The 4,028-nt window shown below is 68.1% G+C and carries 8 protein-coding genes and 1 pseudogene; 7 read left to right on the plus strand and 2 right to left on the minus strand.

What is annotated here, in order from left to right:
• From KZA10_RS09065 to mpaM, 7 genes are all read left to right on the plus strand, one after another.
• The coding region (locus KZA10_RS09065) for a glycosyltransferase (RefSeq protein WP_218682701.1) at positions 1-396 on the plus strand (396 nt) is incomplete at its 5' end.
• A gap of 50 nt (positions 397-446) precedes the next feature.
• Complete coding sequence (locus KZA10_RS09070; protein WP_218682702.1) at positions 447-632, plus strand: glycosyltransferase; 186 nt, start codon at positions 447-449, stop codon at positions 630-632.
• Between the two features lie 88 nt (positions 633-720).
• Positions 721-1,911, plus strand: a complete 1,191-nt coding sequence (gene mpaC, locus KZA10_RS09075; RefSeq protein ID WP_218682703.1) for a daptide-type RiPP biosynthesis dehydogenase — start codon at positions 721-723, stop codon at positions 1,909-1,911.
• On the plus strand, positions 1,912-2,046 hold the full coding sequence (gene mpaA1 / locus KZA10_RS17930) for an MpaA1 family daptide-type RiPP (RefSeq protein WP_017829103.1): 135 nt from the start codon (positions 1,912-1,914) through the stop codon (positions 2,044-2,046). It begins immediately after the preceding gene.
• A 40-nt stretch (positions 2,047-2,086) separates the two neighbouring features.
• Complete coding sequence (gene mpaA2 / locus KZA10_RS17935) at positions 2,087-2,212, plus strand: MpaA2 family daptide-type RiPP (protein WP_255162400.1); 126 nt, start codon at positions 2,087-2,089, stop codon at positions 2,210-2,212.
• A gap of 36 nt (positions 2,213-2,248) precedes the next feature.
• Positions 2,249-2,368: an MpaA3 family daptide-type RiPP gene (gene mpaA3, locus KZA10_RS18515; protein ID WP_017829101.1), complete on the plus strand. Its 120-nt coding sequence runs from the start codon at positions 2,249-2,251 to the stop codon at positions 2,366-2,368.
• A gap of 63 nt (positions 2,369-2,431) precedes the next feature.
• Positions 2,432-3,259 carry a daptide-type RiPP biosynthesis methyltransferase gene (mpaM, locus tag KZA10_RS09080; RefSeq protein ID WP_218682704.1) on the plus strand — a complete coding sequence of 276 codons (828 nt, stop codon included), beginning with the start codon at positions 2,432-2,434 and terminating at the stop codon, positions 3,257-3,259.
• On the opposite strand, the gene KZA10_RS09085 is transcribed toward mpaM, so the two are convergent.
• Positions 3,204-3,836, minus strand: a complete 633-nt coding sequence (locus KZA10_RS09085; protein WP_218682705.1) for a hypothetical protein — start codon at positions 3,834-3,836, stop codon at positions 3,204-3,206. The genes mpaM and KZA10_RS09085 overlap by 56 nt on opposite strands.
• A 65-nt stretch (positions 3,837-3,901) precedes the next feature.
• Positions 3,902-4,028 (minus strand): annotated as a pseudogene (locus KZA10_RS09090) (ABC transporter ATP-binding protein); the annotation flags it as partial.

Genomic DNA, 4,028 nt, shown 5'->3' on the forward strand with positions numbered 1-4,028 from the left:
GTCTACACGTTCGGCCCCGCCCCGGAGCGCCCCGACATGACGTCGGCGATCCACTACGTCGCCGACCCCTCCCCCGAACGGCTGAGGGAGCTGTACCAGTCCAGCCGTGTGTACATGTGCGGCAGCGATGAGGAGGGATGGCACCTGCCTCCGGCCGAGGCCACCCTGTCCGGAGCCGCCGTCGTGTCGACCGACATCGGAGGCGTCCGCGCATCGATGGAGGGCGACGCCCTCTATGCGCCTCGTGGTGATGTCGATGCCCTCGCCTCCCAGGTCATCTCGGCGCTGGACGACGAGTCCGGTTCCCAGACGCGCACCGACCGTGCGCGTGCGAGGCTCCTCGCGACGACATACGCGGGCAATGCCACGCGCCTGCGCGGCATTCTCGGGGTCTGAGCGCAGGCCCGATCCTCGGCGCTCTGCCCGCCGACGGTAGGCTGGTGGTGATGCCCGGAGACAACGAACCTGCGCGCGGCCCTCATCTGGCGACCGCGTCGGTGTGCATGGCGACGTACAACGGTGAGAAGTACCTCACCGCCCAGATCGACTCGATCCTCGAGCAGCTGCACGCGGACGACGAGCTGATCATCGTCGACGACGCCAGCACGGACGGAACACCCGAGCTCCTATGATTCCCGCCTACGGGTTCACCGCGGACGAGCTGCATGAGGTGGGCGCAGCCATCCGCTCAGGGCTGGCTCAGGCGCAGGAGGCATCCGCATGACCTCGGACTTCGCTGGTCGAGTTCCCACCCTGTGGCACGGAGAAGGGATCGCCCGGCAGATGATGGAGCGCCTCACGGCGGGCCGCGAGACTCTCGTGGTGGCTGACGCGGCTGTCGCGGCCCCCTTCCTGGAGGGCCACTCGGCGAGAACGATGACGATCGACGCACCCGCGGTGAACGTGGCAGCCGTCGTCACGATGGCGCAGGAGATCGTCCACCGGTCGCCGAGCGTCATCGTGGCCGTCGGCGGAGGAACCGTGCTCGACGCCAGCAAGATCGCCGCACTGGCGCTCGCCCGCGGGCGCGTGTTCGACTACGCGATCGGGCATGCGTCGAGGTCGGCGCTCACGTTCCTGCCCGACGCCCTGCCGGCTGTGGACATCATCGCCGTGCCGACGACGCTGGGCACGTCGTCCGAGACGAACAGCGTCGGCATCCTCACGACCGACCGCGGTCACCGACTCATCGTGGGGCACGCCCTGAGACCACGGCACGCGATCATCGATCCCTGCAACCTCACCTCCCTCACGCCCGAAGCCGTGAGGGAGGGAGCGCTGGAGGCGTTCCTCCGTCTGGCGGGCGCCTCGACGAGCACGCGGAGAAGCGCCAGAGGGAACCGCGACGCCGTCGCCCTCGGCCGAGCGCTCATCGACGCGGCGACCCGCGACCCCGACTCGGCGGCGGGAAGGCTCCGCATCGCGCGACTGAGTGCCGCGACCCAGCGCAGCGCCGCGCTCAGAGGGTGGGATCCCTACAGTGCCCGTCATTGGTATGTGGCGAACGAAGTGGCCTTTCTGCTGCAGGTCCGCAAGATCGTCGCCACGGCGGCGGTCATCGCCGCGGTCTGGCGACGAATCTGCTCGGGAGACACGCGCTGGGGCGATCGGAGGAGCCTGGAGAGGTTCTGGGCGCGGGCGTCGATCGGAACGACATTGCCCGTCGAACCGCCCGCCGGGATCGCTGCGCTCCTCGACCGCTGGGGGATTCCGCGTCCGCCCGAGCCGAGCGCTCATGACGTGGACCGCATCTCCGCCGCCACCGAAGCGGCATGGGGAAATCGCCAGCCGATGCTCCCCGGTCTCATCGCGGGCGACTTCCGTGATCTGCTCCGCGAATCGTGCTGGAGCCCTGAGCCGGTCGGCGCAGATCGCCGACCATCGACCGTGCTTTCGAAGGAGGTGAATTAGATGGGCAGAAATGAGGAGACGAGTATCCGGTTCCAGGAACTGGAAACGATGGAGGCCCCCAGCTGGGAGAGCTTCTATCAGGGCGCGATAGGTGCGCTGGTTCTCATCGGGATCGGCGCAGCCGCCGCGACGTGACCTCTGGTGGCGGAACACGAGAAGCGGAAGGGAGGTAAGGATGCACACCGCAATGCCGACTCTCGAGTTCACGGAACTCGAGGCCATGGAGGCCCTGAACGACACCGATGACTACATCCGCGGATTCGCCGTGGGCGTGATCATCGGAATTCTCGCCTTGACCTAAGCCCAGCATTCGAAAGCTCGACAAAGGAGGTTCGCCTTGCAGACGGAATCGCTGGAATTCACAGAACTCGAACACATCGACGCACCGCTCGAATGGTGGGAGCACGCCAGCTACATCATCGCCATCATCGGCGGAGCGGCAGCGATCGCAACCTGACCGCGGGGTGCGGGCGTATCTCGCACGCCCGCACCCCCTGTTCCCCGGAGAGGCGATGTGCGAATGTCAGACCTGATCACCGAAGCGCTGTCAGCGCGACTCGAGGCGGTCGGCGCGGTGCCCACGGCACAAGACCTGTACGCCGGAGTCGGCACCGACTTCTACGAGCGGCTCGTCGGCGCGGACCGTGCCGAGATCCGCGAAGTGCTCGCGCTCGCGAGAGACTCCGCGGGGCCGATCCTCGACGTCGCGGCGGGGAGCGGGAGGCTGACGATCCCGCTGGTGAGATCGGGCAAGACGGTGACCGCGATGGATCTCTCCGACGACATGCTCTCCCACCTACGACGGGCGCTGCCGGACCACGCCTCGCTCGACTGCGTCGTCGCGGACATGCGCGACTTCTCCCTGGGGCGTCACTACGACCTGATCGTCATCGGGGCGACCTCCATCACGCTGCTCGATCGTGCGGGAAGGTCCGGCCTCTACGCGAGCGTGCGACGGCATCTCGCCGATGGAGGTGTCTTCGCCTTCACCGTCGCCGGCGGCGACGCTGCCGAGAGCCTCGCGGTTCCCCGAGACCACGAGATCGGTGTGCCCGGACCCGAGGGAGAGGAGACCTACCTCTTCTCACAGCAGCTGGACCATGACGGCGGGGCGCGTGTGGTCAATTGGGTTCGCGCCTCCGAGCTCGTGGCCGGCGCGGAGGTGACCGTCCTCACGAGCCGCCTGCAGGTGCTCAGCCAGGAGATGCTCTCTCGAGAGGTCGTGGAGGCCGGTTTCGCCCCGCCCGCCGTCTCGCCCGTGCGCACGAGTCACGGAGTGGAGATCCTCCTCCTCACGACTTCGCTCGCGGAACCCAGGAGAGAGGCACCTGGCGATGCCTCCGACTAGTTTCCTGCGTCGAAGAGCGCCGCAGACCGCAACGGCGCTCACCCCCGACGCGCGTCCGCTCCTGGCCGCCGGCGTCGCCTTCGAGAAGGGGATCGACGAAGCGGCATGGATCGTGATGCTGCACGGCGTGCCTTCGTCGCGGGTCTCGGGCGCGGTCGTCGACATGCTGACGGCGCTGGACGGCGAGACCCCGCTTCACGTTCTGCACATGCGCTTCGCCCCCGCCGAGTCGTGGGAGAACTTTCTCGGTCTGGTGCTTCGCTTCCGCGCGAGCGGACTCCTCGACGGAGCCACGAAGCTGCCACCTGGCCGCTGGGACTATCGGCCCCCGTTCACCCTGCAGATCGCGACGCTTCGAGCGCCTGCCCTGTTCGGCCGCGTGGACCATCTGGTCGTTCCGCTCTCGGGCAGGGCGGTCCGTGCCACCGTCGCCGTGCTGCTCGGCCTCGGACTCGTGGCGGCGATCCTGCAGGTGGGAGAGCTGCGCAGCGCGCTCACCTCGCCGATACCGTTGTCCGGCCTCGTGATCCTCGTCGCCGTGCTCTCGCTCCTGACCCTGCTCCACGAGGGCGCGCACGGCCTCACGCTCACGAGGTTCGGGGGAAGACCCCGCAGGGCCGGCTTCATGATCTTCTATCTCATCGGGAGCAGCTTCTTCAGCTCGGCGAGCGTGCCGCCGGCGATGATGCGGCCCTCGTGCAGGATCGCGATGCGGTCGGCCAGATGTTCGGCCTCGTCGAGGTACTGCGTGGTCAGCAGCACGGTCGTG

The organism is Microbacterium sp. BF1, assembly GCF_019279095.1.
GTDB classification, from domain to species: Bacteria; Actinomycetota; Actinomycetes; order Actinomycetales; family Microbacteriaceae; genus Microbacterium; species Microbacterium maritypicum.